Raw genomic sequence first — 14,228 nt, 5'->3', positions numbered from 1 at the left:
CCGGTTGATCAGGCGCTCAGTTGCAATAGAACTGAGATGTGTGAGATCCGGACTCGGGGGGTACATACCTCTCGACAGTGGCAGACTGTCGCCTCCTGATCGGCCCCCGGCTCCTCCCCCCGAGCCCGTGGCCGAAGACGGCCCCCGGTCACCCCCCCGCCGGGGGCCGTCGCCTTTCCTTTTGCAGGTAGAGCCCTTTCGGGCTCCCTCTTTCACTGGCTGCAAACGCTTACCGAAATGGCCTTTCCTGCCCGCTGCCGGGCAGATGTCGGCCGCCGAACCTCAAAAAGCCATATAGTTTTCACTTTTGTTGAGCGTGAGAGCGTTCCCACTTTATGCAGGGTCTTGACAATGTAGTTGACTGGTCACACTTTGTGTCACATGAACCCGCGTACGAACCGCCCCCACGCCGCGGTCATCTCAGTCCTGTCAGCCCTGCTTCTCGCGGTCACCGGTCTGGTCCTGATCACGCAGACCAGCTCCGCCGCGACCAACCTCGTCACCAACGGGACCTTCGAGACCGGCACCCTCGCCGGCTGGTCCTGCACTGCCGGATCCGGCGCTGCGGTCAGTGGCTCGGCCCACACCGGCACCTACGCACTGCAGGGCAGCCCCAGTTCGAACGACATCGCCCGCTGCAGCCAGACCGTCTCGGTCAAGCCGAGCTCGACCTACACGCTGTCGGCCTGGGTGAAGGGCTCGAACGTGTACCTCGGTGCCGACGGCGGCACCAGCACCTGGACGACCAGTACCGGCTGGGCCCAGCTGAGCACCACCTTCACCACCAGCGCGTCGACCAGCAGCGTCGTCGTCTACACGCACGGGTGGTACGGCCTGCCGGCGTACCAGGCTGACGACGTAGTACTGGACGGCCCGGGTGGTACCGGTCCGCCGCCGGACACGACGCCGCCGACCGTCCCGGGCGGCCTCACAGTCGGTAGCCCGACCTCCAGCTCGCTGCAGCTCAACTGGTCGGCCTCCTCGGACGCCAACGGCGTCAGCCGGTACGACGTGGTCCGCGGCACCGATGCCCCGCAGAGCGTGGGCAACGTCACCAGCTGGACCGCATCGGGGCTCAGCCCGAGTACGACGTATAGCTTCAAGGTGCGTGCTTGTGACGCCGCCGGCAACTGCTCGGCGTACGGGGCCACTGCGTCCGGTACGACCTCCAGCGGGCCGACTGACCCGCCGCCCGGCCCCCTGCCGAAGCACGTGCTGACCGGGTACTGGCAGAACTTCAACAACGGTGCGACCGTGCAGAAGATCTCCGACGTGCCGGCCGCTTACGACCTGATTGCGGTCGCGTTCGCCGACACCGGCGCCCAGCAGGGTGCGATCACCTTCAATCTCGACAGTGCGGGCCTGGGCGGATACACCGTCGCGCAGTTCAAGGCGGACATCGCCGCCAAGCACACGGCCGGCAAGAAGGTCATCCTGTCCGTGGGTGGCCAGAACGGCACCGTCTCGGTCGCCAACGCGACAGCGGCCGCCAACTTCGCGTCGAGCGCGCTCTCGCTGCTGCGCGAGTACGGCTTCGACGGGATCGACATCGACCTGGAGAACGGCGTCAACGCGCAGTACATGGGCCAGGCGCTGCAGAGCCTGCGGAACAGCTTCGGCAGTGGCCTGATCATCACCATGGCGCCGCAGACGATCGACATGCAGGCGACCACGTTCGAGTACTTCAAGCTGGCGCTGGCGATCAAGGACATCCTGACCATCGTCAACGTGCAGTACTACAACTCCGGCTCGATGAACGGCTGCAACGGGCAGGTGTACTCGCAGGGCACGGTCGACTTCATCACCGCACAGGCCTGCATCATGCTGCAGAACGGGCTCCGTCCCGACCAGGTCGGTCTGGGCCTGCCGGCCTCGAGCCGGGCGGCCGGTAGCGGCTATGTGTCGCCAACCATCGTCAACAACGCACTGGACTGCCTGGCCAGGGGCACCAACTGCGGGAGCTTCAAGCCGAGCACCACGTGGCCCACGCTGCGCGGCGCGATGACCTGGTCGACCAACTGGGATGCGCTCAACGGGGGCGGGTTCGCGAACCAGGTCGGCTCTCACGTCCACGCGTTGCCCTGATGCACAACTATCGACCTGCTCCGGTGCTGGAAGCACTCGGCGTCTGCTCGGAGGACGAGCAGCTCTACCGGGCGCTTCTGGCCCGGCCGGAAGCAACTACGACCGAACTGGTAGCTGACACGGGCTGGGCCACCGCACGGGTGGCCCGGCACCTTCGGTCACTCCTGTCGCTGGGTCTGGCATCCCGTACTCCGGGGCGCCCGGCCCGCTACACCCCTGCGGTGCCCGAGGCTGCTGTGGAGCTCCTGGCGCTCCGCAAGCAGGCGGCGATCGTGCAAGCGCGTCTCGGTGCGGCTGCACTGACCTCGGAGTTCCGGGCTCGCGGCGACGCTGGACCGTTCACGGTGATCCGTGGGCAGCAGGCGATGGCGCAACGGTTCTACCAAGCGCAGCAGAGTGCCCAGACCGAGGTACTGGTGCTCGACAAGCCACCGTTCGTCGTACTGCCGATTGAGCCGCGACGGGCTCACGGAGTCTCCTACCGGACTGTCTATGACATGTCTGCTCTGGTGGAGCCTGCAGAGATTGCGGCGGCGCGTAGTGCTGGGCCTAGCTGTCGGATGCTGCGCGACGTACCGCTGAAGCTGGTGGTCGCCGATCAGCGAATCGGGTTGATGCAGACAGGGCACGAGCTCATCGAGATCGGGCCGTCGACTCTGCTGGATGCGTTGCTGCGACTGTTCGAGCTGCTGTGGCAGCAGGCGACTCCACTGTCACCATCGGCCTCGGACGGACCGCTGACCTTCGAGGACCAGCAACTGCTGGCCCTGGCTGCGGCTGGACTCACCGACCAGGCGATTGCTCGCCGCCTCGGTGTTGCTCAGCGCACTGTCGAGCGGCGGATGCAGCGAATCCTGAAGGCATTGGACGCGACCACCCGCTTCCAAGCGGGTCTCCGGGCAGGTCAGCGAGGTCTGCTGACCTAGTCGGTTACATCAGCGACTGTGGCGTCGAGGGCCTTGAGCAAGTCCTCGGCGTTCACTGTCATGCCGACTCCGTGCTCGCCGCCGCCGATCGAGATCGTCCCGGTGATCCGGTCGTCGGCGATCACCGGCCAGGCGTTGGTGCTGCCGAGCGGGGTGATCGTGCCGCGGACATAGCCCGTCACCTCGAGGGCCGTGTCGGCGCTGGGCATCGAGATGCGGTTGATGCCCAGCAGCGCGCGCAGCTTGGGCCAGGCGATCTCCCGGTCGCCGGGAACCAGGACGAACCGGTAGTCGTCGTCGGAGAGCCGGACGACGATGGTCTTGATCAGCTTGGCCGGCTCGATGCCACGGGCGGCCGCGGCCTCCTCCAGTGAGTTCACCCGACCGTGCTTGGTGACCTCGTAGGCCAGGCCTTTTGAGTCCGCCGCCTCGGTTGCTCGCGTCATGTCGTCAGTTTCGCACTGCGCCTCAACAGCAGGGCCAGGACCAAGGTGATGAGGAGCAGGCCACCGGCCTCGGCTGCCACTCCGGGCCAGGCGGCGTGCGTCCACGCAGTACCGGCCAGACCGCCGAAGACCGAGGAGCCCAGGTAGTACGCGAAGAGGTAGAAGCTGGCCGCCTGACCGGTACCACCGCCACCCGCATGAGCCCGGACGGCGACCCATCCGCTGGCGACTCCATGGACCGCAAAGAACCCCGCCGTCATCACTGCGAGCCCAGCGATGACCAGCGGCAGCGGTCCCGCGAGAGTCAGCGCCACGCCGGCCATAGTCACGAGGCAACCGACGGGGACCACGGCACGGCGACCGTACGAGTCGGCCAGCCTGCCCGCCACAGCTGACGATGCCGAGCCCAGCAGGTAGACCGTGAACACCAGGCCTGCGAGGCCGGGGCCGAGCCCGTACGGCTCAGCCGCAAGCCGGAAGCCCGTCGCGTTGTAAACAGCGACGAAGGCACCCATCGCGGTGGCGGCTGTGCCGTAGAGACCGAGCAATGCGGGGTCCTTGAGTACCCGGAGCGTCTGACGGCTGCCTGTGGCCTTGGTGAAGTTCTGTGAGTCGGGCAGTAGTACTGCTACTAGTACCGCGCAGGCGACGGCCAGCAAAGCGATGCCGCCGAGCGCTGCTCGCCAGCCACCTAGCTCTGCGAGGCCACCGGCGACCAGCCTGCCGGTCATACCGCCTACTGCTGTGCCGGCGATGTAGAGGCCGCTCGCTCTGGCAAGGCTGTCGTCGTGGACCTCTTCGCGCAGGTAGGCCATCGCAACGGCCGGGAGCCCTGCCATCGCTACTCCTTGTAGACCTCTGAGCGCCAGCAGGATCGGCCAGCTCGGCGCGAGGGCACAGAGGACAGCTATGGCAGCTGCCGCGGCCACCGACCAGCGCATCAGCTTGGTGCGCCCGATGACCTCAGAGGCGGGCCCTGCGACCAGCAGGGCAACTCCGAGGCCCAGCGTGGCCAGCGACACACTGAAGGCGCTCTGGCTGGGCGATACCCGGAACACCCGCGCCAGCTCGGGGAGCAGCGCCTGAGTGCTGTAGAGCATCGCGAAGGTGGCCAGTCCTGCCGCGAACAACGCCGCCGACAGGCGGCGATAGCCGGCCTCGCCGGGGAGGTAGCCGCGGACGGCGACGGTCTGCATGGTGCTGACGGTGCCAGATGTTCTGACATGCGTAAAATGTCATGAACAGAGCAGATCGATACGATAACCGTATGCATGTGGAGGATCTGCGCTGGTTCGTCGTTCTGGCGGAGACCGAACATCTGACCGACGCGGCTGCCGTCCTCGGGACGAGTCAGCCGACGCTGTCCCGATCGCTGCGCCGGGTCGAGGCCGCGTTCGGCGCGCGACTGTTCGAACGCGAGCATCGAGGCTTGCGGCTCAATCCCGCCGGCCGCCTGGTCCTCGAAGCGGCCCGGACGGGGACGACGGCGGTGGATGCGGCCAGGTCGACCATCGAGGCACTGCAGGACCCGGAGTCCGGCACGGTCCGGCTGGCCTTCCTCCACTCGGTCGCCACCGGTTTGGTGCCCGACCTGCTGAAGTCCTTCCGTGCGACGGCTCCCCGGATCCGCTTCGCCCTGCGGGAGGAGCCGTCGCACGAGATCGTCCGCGACCTCGAGTCCGGCGAAGCCGAGCTCGCGGTCACCGGTCCTCGGCCGGACCCGGAGGTCTTCGGCTGGCATCTGCTCGAACGCCAGCGGCTCTGTCTCTACGTTCCACCGGACCATCCCCTGGCCGGCCGGAAACAGGTCGGGCTCGCGGAGGCCGCTGCCGAGCCGTTCATCGGGCTTCGTCCCGGCTTCGGATTCCGTCGTGTCGTGGACGAACTGTGCCGGGCGGCCGGCTTCACCCCGGTGGCCGCCTTCGAGTCCACCGACCTCTCGACCATCGATCGCCTCGTCGGCGCCGGTCTGGGGGTCGCGGTACTCCCTGCCGGTGCGGTCCGCGGCACCGACAGCGGAGCTACCCCGGTCCCGCTGGCCGGTATCAAGGCTCGCCGCGACATCGGCCTGACCTGGCGGCTGGGGCGGACGCTGTCTCCGGCGGCCCAACGCTTCCGGGCTTTCGTCACTTCGCCGGGACAACCGTCTGAAACCTGAAAGACTCTCGGCGTCTATAAAGTTCCTCCGGTGAGGAAGCTATTGAGTGGGGTCAGGCCGAACAGGCGACAAGTTTTTCGTGGCAGGGGCGGTTGCGGCGGCGTCCACGGTCGCGACCACCGGCACGGCTGCCGCTGCCGTTGACCCCGGTCCGTACGGATCGGGCAATCTCGGCGAGTGGAAGGGTCTGTCCAAGGCTGTCGCGACCGAGGCGACGATCGAGCGGGTGCTGTCGGTGAACGGGGTGTTCATGTTCGGCGACAGCCTCGGCGTACAGGACGGCAAGGCGCTCGCCCTGCGCCTGAAGAGCAAGCTGGGGCTGGAGCTCGCCGTCAACAACTGGTCGGGGCGGCCGACGAAGGACACCGTCGACGCGCTGGCCAACTGGCGGGCCAACTACGGGCTGCCGCGCCGGATCGTGATGGCGTGCGGCACCAACGACATCTTCAACCCGCCCATGATGGCGGCACAGATCGACCGGGCGATGAGCCTGGTCGGCCAGCGGACCACTGTGTTCTGGGTGAACACCCAGGTGGCCCGCACTGGCCTGGGAAACGCGATGCTGTTGGCCGACCAGCGCAACAGCGCCTGGGTCAACCTGCAGTTGGCCGAGGCGCAGCGACGGCACTCGAACCTGCGCATCGTCCGCTGGGCCGAATGGCTGGCGGCCAAGCCCTCGCGGCTCAACACGTATCTGCGCAAGGGGATCCACACCTCGGTCCCCTACGGGCAGGACGCCCGCAACGAGCTCATCGTCCAGGCGGTCAAGGCCGGCTGACCTGTATTGAGCACTGCGGCGGGCCGGAGTACCAGCCCGCCGCAGTACCGGTCAGAACCCCGCGGTGATGCGGGTGAAGTCCCAGTCGCCCTGGGCGATACCACTGCAGTTGGAGACGACGCCGCCGCCCGCGCAACCGCGGTCACGGTTCACGCCCCAGAACGCCAGCCGGGCCAGGCCGTTGTTCTTGGCCCAGGTAGTGATGTTCTGCCAGGTCGCCGTGGTCGTCATCTCCTGCTGGTCGGACAGACCGTTCATCCCGGAGATGCCCTGGTGGGCGTAGGCCTGCGCGGTGGTCCAGCCGAAGACGGACTTCAGCTTGTTGTTCAGGCCGGTGGACGCGCCGACCGTGTCGTTGTAGATGTTGCTGCTGCCGAAGTCGAACGGCATCAGGGTGAAGATGTCGATGTTCGCACCCAGTGCCTGCGACCGCTCGATCAGCCGGTTGCCGTAGTAGTTCGGGCCGGTGGTCGAGGTGCCGAAGGTCAGGATCGTCTTGATCCCGGGGTTGTTCTGCTTGACGATCTTCAGCGCGTTCAGGATCCGGTCCTGGACGGCCTCGTTCTCGAACTCGTCGGTGTTCTCGATGTCGATGTCGATCGCCTTCAGGTTGTAGGCGCTGATGACCTGCTGGTACGCGCCGGCGAGTGCCTCCGGCGTGCTGCAGTTCGGGCCGAGCTTGTTGCCCTGCCAGCCACCGATCGACGGGACGATGTCGCCGCCGGCCGCCCGGATCTGCGAGATCGCAGTGGCGTCGACGCCGCCCTGGAGCGGCCTGTTGCCGTCCCATGCCGCGTTGCAGCCGCCGGACGACAGGATGAAGGCCATCGTGAACCACTTGATGCCGGTGGCGTTCATGACCGTCGTCGGGCTTGGCGGGTCACCCCAGCCGAGCCAGAGGTACGGCGCGGCCGTACGGCCAGGAGCCGGGTCGGTGCCACCGGGCTTGGTGGTCACCGAGACGGAGCCCGTCTTGGGTCCTTCGCCTGCGCTGTTCGAGCCGCTGACCTGGTAGCTGTACGCGGTGCTGGCGTTCAGCCCGGAGTCCGTGTAGGACGTGCCGCTCGGCGTACCGACCTTGGTGCCGTTGCGGTAGACGTTGTAGCTGGTGGCGCCGCTAGCCGCCGACCAGGTGAGGCTTACCGAGTTCGCTGTGGAGGTACCGGCCAGTCCTGACGGTGCGCCCGGCACTGTGCCGCCGCCACCGCCCGCGCAGGAGCCGCCATTCAGTCGGCAGGCGGAGATACCGGGGAAGTTGCCCGGGCTCCCGTTGAAGCCGAAGGTGACACTGGCGCCGGGTGCGAGCGGTCCCGCCCAGCTGGGCGGTGTGAAGGTGTGGGTCTGCCCGCTGCTGACACGGGTCGCGTCCCACGAGCTGCTGATGGTGTAGCCGGATGGGAAGTCCAGGGCGACCGACCAGGTGCTGATCGAGGCGGTGGTGCCGTTCGTGACGGTCACCTTGCCCTCGAATCCGCTGCCCCAGTCGGACACCTTCGTGAAGGCCGCGCTCACCGGTGCGGCCGAGGCCGCGGGGATGAAGAGGACGGACATCACCACTGCTGCTATCGCCGCGACGGCGACAGAAATGCGCTTGCGTTTCATCATGCTCCGATCAGTGGGCGGTACGTGATCAGACCCGGCCCCAGAGTGCGGGGACGTTCGGCGGTTCCCATCCGGTCAGCGAGGTGTGGCCCTGGATGCACCGATAGGTAATGCCGTTGTAGGACACCAGCGAGCCGGTCGCGTACGCCGTGTTCGGGGCCCACGGGGTTGCCGTCGGAGGGGTGGTCGGCGGCGTGGTGGGAGGTGTCGTCGGGGGAGTGGTCGGCGGCGTCGTGGGAGGCGTCGTCGGCGGGGTCGTCGGAGGTGTGGTGGGCGGGGTGGTCGGCGGCGTGGTCGGGGGACCACTGCAGCCAGGGGTGTCCGCGTTGACCGAGTTGACGACGTTGTTGAACAGCGTGACGGCCGGGTCCAGTGCCTCCAGGCTGTACATCATCGCCCCGGCCAGGCCCTTGCAGTGGCCGTAGTCGGCCTTCTCCTTGATCGACCGGGCGTTGTCGCCGGTCCAGAAGGTGCCGTTGCTGTAGAACCACGACGACTTGCTGGCGTCGTCGAAGAAGGTGGACGACGGGTTGTCGACGAAGCCGGTCAGCTCCTTGTAGAAGGAGACGCCGGGCACGTTGCCGCTCAGCGCGTGACCGTCAGCAGGCTGGGTGGCCGTCTGGTACTTGCCGTTGGCCGTGGCCGGCACGCCCTTCCAACCCCTGTAGTAGAAGGGGTATCCGATGGTCAGCTTGTTCGCCGGGAAGCCGCCAGGGATCCCGTACGCCGAGTCGCCGGTGGTCCAGGCGGTGATCGCGCCGTCGACCGAGTACTTCTTGGTGCCCGGCGGGATCGGGTTGCTCGGGTCGCCCGGGGCCTGGTACAGCGGGTCCTGGAAGTTCGTCGGACCGGTCGGCTCGAAACCGCCGTGCATGTCGTACGTCATCACGTTGTTGTAGTCGAGGTACTGACCGATCTTGTCGGTCTCGATCGTCTTGATCTTGTCCTGCCCGGCCGGCGTCGCGGCGGTCAGCCACATCTTCTTGCCGCCGTTCGCGGCACCGAAGGCGTCGAGCTGGCGACGGAACTCGGCCAGCAGCAGGGTGAAGTTGCCCTTGTCTGCCGCGCTCCAGTGGTTGCCGGTGTGACCGCCGGGCGAGCCCGGGTACTCCCAGTCGATGTCGACGCCGTCGAAGATGCCCGCGGCGCTGCCCGGGCCGCCGAAGCCGTCCACCACCGGCAGGTCGCCCTTGATGAACATGTTCACGCAGGAGGTGACGAAGGCCTTGCGCTTGGCGTCGGTGGAGGCCGCGTCGGAGAAGTACTTCGAGTAGGTCCAGCCGCCGATCGAGATCAGGATCTTCAGGTTCGGCTGCTTGGCCTTCAGCTTCTTCAGCTGGTTGAAGTTGCCCTGGATCGGCTGGTTCCAGACGTCGCCGACGCCGTCGACGCTGATGTCCGCGCCGTAGGACTTGCCGTAGTCGGCGAACGCGTCGCCCGCGCCGTCACCCGCGTTCGGGTTGCTCTCGTCCTGCGAGGCGGCCTGGTTGGCCATGAAGCAGGTGTGGCTGGTCGGGTGGATGTTCGCGAACGCGTAGTTGAGGAAGTCGAGCTTGCTCGCGACCCCGGTGGTGATCAGGTTCTTGGGATAGAACGCGTTCTGATAGATGCCCCACTGGGTGAAGTAGGCCGTTTTCACCCCACCACTGCTGGCGGCCAGGGTCTGTGGCTGGGCATCGGGGGCTTGGGTTTGGGCGGTGGCGACCGAGACGCCGGCGACGGCGATCAGGGCGGTTGCGGCCACGGTGGCCGCGGCAGCGGCGCTGCGCATTCGACTCATGGGGGCGGACCTCCATCAAGGAGCGGTGAGGAGTGCACGGGTGTCCAGCAGGTGTCCACGAATGGACGCTTGCCGAGCGTTCTGAGAGAAACTTAGTTAAGGACGCTTCGAAAGGAACCGTAGCTCTTCACCGCCCGCAGGTCGCCGGGTCGCGATGGCGGATTGCCGCTGCTGACGGATATCCGACAGTTCTCCACAGCCTTGGTTTTTCTTCCCGCCGCCCGCCGGAACGACGGCACCTTCTAAGACATGAACAACCTCCTCCCGATCCGCGCCCCGATCCCCACCCAGCCCACGCCGCTACCGGCCGTTCTGCTGGCCACCACCGACGACCTGCTGCTCGACGATCTGCTCCGCCTGGCCGCCGCCGCAGAGCTGACCCCTCACGTCGAGCACGACCTGCTGGGCCTCCGCCGCAACTGGCAGACCGCCACCCTCGTAGTAGTAGGCGACGACCTCGCCAGCCCCCTGGCCCAAACCCAGCCACCCCGCCGCCCAGGCGTCCTCGTAGCCACCCGCGCCACTACCCACCCCGCGCACTCCGCACCTGCTGGTGCGCCCGACGCCTACCGCCTCGCACTCGCGATCGGCGCCGAAGGTGCCTTTGTCCTTCCCACCGACGAAGCAGCACTCAGCGCCAAACTCTCCGACGCCCTTGACGGTGGCACCCGCACAGCAACCACCCTCGCCATCGTCGGCGGCTGCGGCGGCGCAGGCGCCACCACCCTGGCGACAGCTCTCGCCATCACCGCCGGCCGCCGAGGCCTCCGCAGCATGCTCATCGACGGCGACCCACTGGGCGGCGGCATCGAACTGGTCCTCGGCACCGAAGACTACGAAGGCTCCCGCTGGCCCGCCCTCCTCAACGCCGCAGGCCGAGTCAGCGCCAGCGCCCTCCGAGCCGCCCTCCCCTCAGTAGACGGCCTCGCGGTCCTCTCCTGGGACCGCTCCGACGTGACAGCCCTGCCGCCAGAGGCGATGCGCTCAGTCCTCGGCGCAGCCCAACGGAGCAGCGACCTCGTCGTCGTCGACCTCCCGCGCCGCCCAGACCCAGCTGCGGAAGAAGCCTTTGTCCGAGCAACCTCGACGCTGGTGGTCGTCCCCCGCGACGTCCGCTCCTGCGCCGCCGCAGCTCGCCTGGTCGCTCCGTTGCGGGAGGTCGCCCACGACCTGCGAGTAGTTGCCCGCGAGCCCGGACTCAACGGACTCTCCGCCCTGGATGTAGCCGACCATCTGTCCTTGCCTCTAGCCGCCAAGCTCGGCTACGAACGGGATCTGGCGACAGCACTTGACGACGGCCGCTTCGACCCACGCCCCCGGAGCGCCTTGGGTCGCGCGGCAAACGAAGTACTCGACCTGTTCGGCCTCCACGCCCTGCTCGCCGCATGACCGTCTCACCCGAGCTCCTCGAACGCGTCCGCAGAACCCTTGCAGAGAAAGGATCCGAGCCCACCCCAGCCCTGGTCGCTGCCGCTCTGCGCGCCGACGGCACCCTCGTCGGCGACTCGATCGTGCTCGCCGTCGTGGCGGCCCTCCACCGCGAAGCGATGGGCGCAGGCCCCCTGGACGGCCTGCTGTCCGAGTCCGGCATCACCGACATCCTCGTCAACGGCCCTAACGAGGTCTACGTCGACCGCGGCGCAGGCCTCGAACGCATCCACTTGCGAACAGGCGACGAAACCTCCGTACGCCGTCTGGCGACTCGCCTCGCCGCCGCAGCCGGCCGCCGCCTCGACGACGCCACCCCGTACGTCGACGTCCGGCTCCCCGACGGCACCCGCTTCCACGCCGTCCTGTCCCCGATCGCCGCCCCCGGCACCTGCCTCTCCCTCCGAGTCCCCTCCCGAAAGGTCTTCACCCTCGACGACCTGGTCAGCGCCGGCTCCCTCCCGCCAAGTGGCGCCTCCGTACTCCGAGACCTCCTCGAAGCCCGCGTCGCCTTCCTGATCAGCGGCGGCACCGGCACCGGAAAGACAACCCTCCTCAATTCCCTGCTCTCATTGGTAGATCCATCCGAACGCCTGGTCCTGGTCGAGGACGCATCCGAGCTCTACCCCGACCATCCCCACGTGGTCCGTCTCGAGGCCCGCCCACCGAACGTAGAAGGCGCCGGCGAGATCTCCCTCCGAGACCTGGTCCGCCAAGCCCTCCGGATGCGCCCAGACCGCCTGGTCGTGGGCGAAGTCCGAGGCCCTGAAGTCGTAGACCTTCTCAGCGCTCTGAACACCGGCCACGAAGGCGGCTGCGGCACCGTCCACGCCAACTCAGCCGCCGACATCCCCGCCCGCCTGGAAGCCCTGGGCGCCATGGCCGGCCTGACCCGCGAAGCAATCCACAGCCAGATCTCCTCCGCCCTCCACGCCGTAATCCATCTGACCCGCACGCCGACCGGCACCCGCCGAATCACCGAAATCCGAGCCGTCACCCGCACCCACACCGGTCAGGCCATCGCTGTCCCCGCCATCGAGTTCCTCCCCACCGGCCCGCCCAAACTCCACCAAGCCGCCTCTCTCCTCACCCACCACCTAGCCGGAGCAGCCTGATGCGAGCCCTGACCGCTCTGTTGGCTTCGGTCACGGTTCTCACCCTGCTCCCGTCCCCAAGCCGAGCTCTCCACCGCCTCAGCGCGCCGCCCCCGCGACCGCGCGGCCAGTCCCAACTCTCCGGTGGTGGGACAGCCTTCGCCCGATCATCCACTCGCCGGCTGGGAGTCCTGACAGCGATAGTTGCCCTCGGCATCTTGCTCGCGGTGTCGACCGATCCGTCGGTGCTGGTGATTGCGCTGACTGTCGGCGTCGTCGCCTTGGTGGTGATCAGTCATCGCACGCGAACCGCCAAAGCCCGGATCGCAGCCGCCCGCCGCGCCACCGTGATCGAAGCCTGCGACGTCCTCTCAGCCGAACTGACCGCCGGCCGCCCACCAGCAGCCGCCTTGGAAGGCGCCGCCACAGTCTGCCCAGACCTCCAGGTCGCCTCAGCAGCCGCCAAGCTGGGCGGCGACGTCCCAACCCTGCTGGAACTGATCGCCGAAACCCCAGGAGCAGAAGGCCTCCGAGCTCTGGCCGCGGCCTGGCGAGTAGCCGACGAATCCGGCGCCGCTTTCGCCGTCATCACCGAACGGCTGGCCGACTCCCTCCGCGCCGACGAATCCATCCGCCGGCAAATCACCACCGGTATGGCCGGCACCCGAGCCACCGCCCGCCTGCTAGCCGTCCTACCCCTCTTCGGCACAGCCCTCGGCTACGCCCTAGGCGCGAACCCGCTGGCCTTCCTCACCCAAACCCCACCCGGCTGGCTCTGTCTCGCCCTGGGCCTAGCCCTCTCCACCCTCGGCCTCCACTGGACCAACACCCAAACCAAACCACCCAGCCTTGGAATGCGATGACCGAACCCGTTCTGCCCGCCCTCGCAGCAGCTCTTGCGGTAGTTCTGCTGCTACCAAGCCCACCAGCTCGCCGACTCGCCAGACATCGTCCGCTTGGCACGCGCTGGCCCTTCAACCTCGCAACGACAAAGGTGGTGCCGCCAGCCACTCGACGCGCTCATCTCGCGGTTGCCGCCATCGCCGCAGCCGCTCTGCTCCTCCTGCTCGGCATCCCAACCGGCGCAGTTCCAGCAGCCGTCGCGTTCTTCGCCACCCCGATAGCCCTCAGCCGACTAGAACCCGCAGCCACCCGCCAACGCACGGCACGCCTAACCGCCGACCTCCCCCTAGCGGTCGACCTGCTAGCCGCCTGCCTAAGAGCCGGCCGCCCGCCCCAAGCCGCGATCAGCGTCGTCGCCCAATCCCTCGGCGGCCCGCTCGCCGACCTCCTCACCGAAGTCGAAGGCCGCATGAACCTAGGCGCCGACCCCATCGACGCCTGGTCCACCCTCCTCAAGGAACCGTCCTGCGCAGCCTTCGCCCGCGCCACCCAGCGGGCCCTCCGCTCCGGCGCCCCACTGGCGAAGATCCTCGAACACCAAGCCAACGACGTCCGTCAGTCCCGCCGCTGGTCCGCCGAAGCCCACGCCCGTGCAGTCGAATCCCGCTCGGTCGTCCCGCTCGGCTTGTGCTTCCTCCCAGCGTTCATGCTGCTGGGCATCGTCCCCACCATCGCCAGCTCTCTGTCCGGCCTGCTCAGCTTCCTAGGCTGACGGCTTCTCCCGATACGGTTCCAGCGCCGCCGCGACATTCGTCGCCAGGAACTGAGTGACCCGGTACTCGCAAATTCCCGCAACAGAGAACGGATCGCCGGCCACCAACTCCTCCATTGCAGCCCGATCATCGCCAACGGCAAGGATCACGCCGCCATCCCGCGGCTCCTTACGCCCCGACGCCACAAACACCCCCGCGTCGTACTGCGCCTTCACCCAGCTCAGGTGATCTGCCATGAATCCGTCAACACGATCGAGCGGCACGGTATAGGTCAGCTCCAGGACAAACATGCCGATCACGCTAACCCGGTTGTAC

General features: G+C 67.7%; 13 protein-coding genes. 8 read left to right on the top strand and 5 right to left on the bottom strand.

Going from position 1 to position 14,228, the window contains the following annotated elements:
- Positions 1-381: 381 nt before the first annotated feature.
- Positions 382-2,085, top strand: coding sequence for a chitinase (locus ABD768_RS24630; RefSeq protein ID WP_344844427.1), 1,704 nt, complete (start codon positions 382-384; stop codon positions 2,083-2,085).
- Entirely contained in the window at positions 2,085-3,011 is a 927-nt protein-coding gene (locus ABD768_RS24625) for a helix-turn-helix domain-containing protein (protein WP_343967587.1), read from the top strand. Before ABD768_RS24630 ends, ABD768_RS24625 begins: the two co-directional genes overlap by 1 nt.
- Here the strand turns inward: ABD768_RS24625 and ABD768_RS24620 are convergent.
- Positions 3,008-3,457 (bottom strand): aminoacyl-tRNA deacylase, encoded by a 450-nt coding sequence (locus tag ABD768_RS24620; protein ID WP_343967589.1) that lies wholly within the window; start codon positions 3,455-3,457, stop codon positions 3,008-3,010. The two genes, ABD768_RS24625 and ABD768_RS24620, sit on opposite strands and share 4 nt — an antisense overlap.
- Positions 3,454-4,653 (bottom strand): MFS transporter, encoded by a 1,200-nt coding sequence (locus ABD768_RS24615; RefSeq protein WP_344844425.1) that lies wholly within the window; start codon positions 4,651-4,653, stop codon positions 3,454-3,456. The genes ABD768_RS24620 and ABD768_RS24615 overlap by 4 nt, the downstream gene beginning before the upstream one ends.
- Positions 4,654-4,724: 71 nt before the next feature.
- Here ABD768_RS24615 and ABD768_RS24610 point away from each other — a divergent pair, with 71 nt between their 5' ends.
- Both ABD768_RS24610 and ABD768_RS24605 read left to right on the top strand, forming a co-directional pair.
- Positions 4,725-5,615 (top strand): LysR family transcriptional regulator, encoded by an 891-nt coding sequence (locus ABD768_RS24610; RefSeq protein WP_343967593.1) that lies wholly within the window; start codon positions 4,725-4,727, stop codon positions 5,613-5,615.
- 79 nt (positions 5,616-5,694) lie between these two features.
- Entirely contained in the window at positions 5,695-6,393 is a 699-nt protein-coding gene (locus ABD768_RS24605; RefSeq protein WP_344844423.1) for an SGNH/GDSL hydrolase family protein, read from the top strand.
- 51 nt (positions 6,394-6,444) lie between these two features.
- Here the strand turns inward: ABD768_RS24605 and ABD768_RS24600 are convergent, their stop codons facing one another.
- Both ABD768_RS24600 and ABD768_RS24595 read right to left on the bottom strand, forming a co-directional pair.
- Entirely contained in the window at positions 6,445-7,998 is a 1,554-nt protein-coding gene (locus ABD768_RS24600; RefSeq protein WP_344844421.1) for a glycoside hydrolase family 18 protein, read from the bottom strand.
- 25 nt (positions 7,999-8,023) lie between these two features.
- On the bottom strand, positions 8,024-9,775 hold the full coding sequence (locus tag ABD768_RS24595) for a glycosyl hydrolase family 18 protein (RefSeq protein ID WP_344844419.1): 1,752 nt from the start codon (positions 9,773-9,775) through the stop codon (positions 8,024-8,026).
- Positions 9,776-10,024: 249 nt separating this feature from the next.
- On the opposite strand from ABD768_RS24595, the gene ssd reads away from it, so the two are divergent.
- The 4 genes from ssd to ABD768_RS24575 all read left to right on the top strand — a co-directional run bounded on the left by ssd (position 10,025) and on the right by ABD768_RS24575 (position 13,912).
- Positions 10,025-11,164 (top strand): septum site-determining protein Ssd, encoded by a 1,140-nt coding sequence (gene ssd, locus ABD768_RS24590; RefSeq protein ID WP_344844417.1) that lies wholly within the window; start codon positions 10,025-10,027, stop codon positions 11,162-11,164.
- On the top strand, positions 11,161-12,318 hold the full coding sequence (locus tag ABD768_RS24585; protein ID WP_344844415.1) for a TadA family conjugal transfer-associated ATPase: 1,158 nt from the start codon (positions 11,161-11,163) through the stop codon (positions 12,316-12,318). Before ssd ends, ABD768_RS24585 begins: the two co-directional genes overlap by 4 nt.
- Positions 12,319-12,524: 206 nt before the next feature.
- Complete coding sequence (locus ABD768_RS24580; RefSeq protein ID WP_344844412.1) at positions 12,525-13,160, top strand: type II secretion system F family protein; 636 nt, start codon at positions 12,525-12,527, stop codon at positions 13,158-13,160.
- Between the two features lie 134 nt (positions 13,161-13,294).
- Entirely contained in the window at positions 13,295-13,912 is a 618-nt protein-coding gene (locus ABD768_RS24575) for a type II secretion system F family protein (protein WP_344844410.1), read from the top strand.
- On the opposite strand, the gene ABD768_RS24570 is transcribed toward ABD768_RS24575, so the two are convergent.
- A complete protein-coding gene (locus ABD768_RS24570) occupies positions 13,904-14,203 on the bottom strand; it encodes a YciI family protein (RefSeq protein ID WP_343967604.1) in 300 nt (99 codons plus the stop codon). The two genes, ABD768_RS24575 and ABD768_RS24570, sit on opposite strands and share 9 nt — an antisense overlap.
- Positions 14,204-14,228 lie beyond the last annotated feature (25 nt).

Source organism: Kribbella ginsengisoli (genome assembly GCF_039537185.1).
GTDB classification, from domain to species: Bacteria; Actinomycetota; Actinomycetes; order Propionibacteriales; family Kribbellaceae; genus Kribbella; species Kribbella koreensis.
Note: the sequence above shows the minus strand (reverse complement) of the source record. Positions and strands in the feature narration are given on the sequence as shown.

What these genes read in the sequence shown, in the direction of transcription:
- ABD768_RS24630 (WP_344844427.1), top strand. Translation starts at nt 382, where the DNA reads ATGAACCCGCGTACGAACCGCCCCCACGCCGCGGTCATCTCAGTCCTG.
- ABD768_RS24625 (WP_343967587.1), top strand. Translation starts at nt 2,085, where the DNA reads ATGCACAACTATCGACCTGCTCCGGTGCTGGAAGCACTCGGCGTCTGC.
- ABD768_RS24620 (WP_343967589.1), bottom strand. Translation starts at nt 3,457, where the DNA reads ATGACGCGAGCAACCGAGGCGGCGGACTCAAAAGGCCTGGCCTACGAG.
- ABD768_RS24615 (WP_344844425.1), bottom strand. Translation starts at nt 4,653, where the DNA reads ATGCAGACCGTCGCCGTCCGCGGCTACCTCCCCGGCGAGGCCGGCTAT.
- ABD768_RS24610 (WP_343967593.1), top strand. Translation starts at nt 4,725, where the DNA reads ATGCATGTGGAGGATCTGCGCTGGTTCGTCGTTCTGGCGGAGACCGAA.
- ABD768_RS24600 (WP_344844421.1), bottom strand. Translation starts at nt 7,998, where the DNA reads ATGATGAAACGCAAGCGCATTTCTGTCGCCGTCGCGGCGATAGCAGCA.
- ABD768_RS24595 (WP_344844419.1), bottom strand. Translation starts at nt 9,775, where the DNA reads ATGAGTCGAATGCGCAGCGCCGCTGCCGCGGCCACCGTGGCCGCAACC.
- ssd (WP_344844417.1), top strand. Translation starts at nt 10,025, where the DNA reads ATGAACAACCTCCTCCCGATCCGCGCCCCGATCCCCACCCAGCCCACG.
- ABD768_RS24585 (WP_344844415.1), top strand. Translation starts at nt 11,161, where the DNA reads ATGACCGTCTCACCCGAGCTCCTCGAACGCGTCCGCAGAACCCTTGCA.
- ABD768_RS24570 (WP_343967604.1), bottom strand. Translation starts at nt 14,203, where the DNA reads ATGTTTGTCCTGGAGCTGACCTATACCGTGCCGCTCGATCGTGTTGAC.